The sequence below is a fragment of the Prevotella sp. P2-180 genome, assembly GCF_002251435.1.
Classification (GTDB): Bacteria; Bacteroidota; Bacteroidia; order Bacteroidales; family Bacteroidaceae; genus Prevotella.
Map to the genome: position 1 here is coordinate 1 of NZ_NPJI01000093.1, position 727 is coordinate 727.

The 727-nt window shown below is 44.6% G+C and carries 1 protein-coding gene; it reads left to right on the forward strand.

What is annotated here, in order from left to right; all coding sequences use genetic code 11:
• Nucleotides 1-146: 146 nt before the first annotated feature.
• A partial coding sequence (locus tag CIK98_RS13530; protein WP_172409957.1) for an AAA family ATPase occupies nt 147-727 on the forward strand: 581 nt, incomplete at its 3' end.

A 727-nucleotide genomic window follows, 5' to 3' on the forward strand; every position in this document is an offset into this window, starting at 1 on the left:
AAAAAGACTATCGCCAATATACAGGATAATTGATTCCTGTGAAAAAGTGAACAAATTAACAATTATACACACCATTTTCGTCCCTCCTTCTTGTTAATCAGAGAAAAAAGACGTATCTTTGCCACCGAATTGCAACAGTTAAGCTTATGAAGTACCCTATAGGAATACAGGATTTCGAGAAGATTATCGAAGACGGATATGTGTATGTCGATAAGACCGACTTGGTGTATAAACTCGCCAACGAGGGGCATGTATACTTTCTGAGTCGCCCAAGGCGGTTCGGAAAGAGCCTTCTTATCTCCACACTCAAATACTATTTCCAAGGAAGGAAGGACCTCTTCAAGGGACTTGCCATCGACAAGCTCGAAAAGGAATGGGCAGTATATCCTGTGTTCCATATTTCATTCGGCACTGCCAATTTCACCAAACCTGGCACTCTGGATGATGTCATCGACAAGTATCTTTCAGACGCTGAGAATGATTACCAGATTAAAACAAAAGTAAAAGACTACGGTCTGAGATTTAAAGACATTCTTAAGGCGGCACACAAAAAGGCAGGCCGCAGGGCGGTGGTGCTCATCGACGAATACGACAAGCCGCTGCTCGACGTGATTGACCTCGATTTGCAAGTGACCGACAGCGAGGGCAACCGAATGCGACTGGAAGACTACAACCGCAATCTTCTGAAAGGTTTCTACAGCCTGTTCAAGGATGCCGACGAGGACCT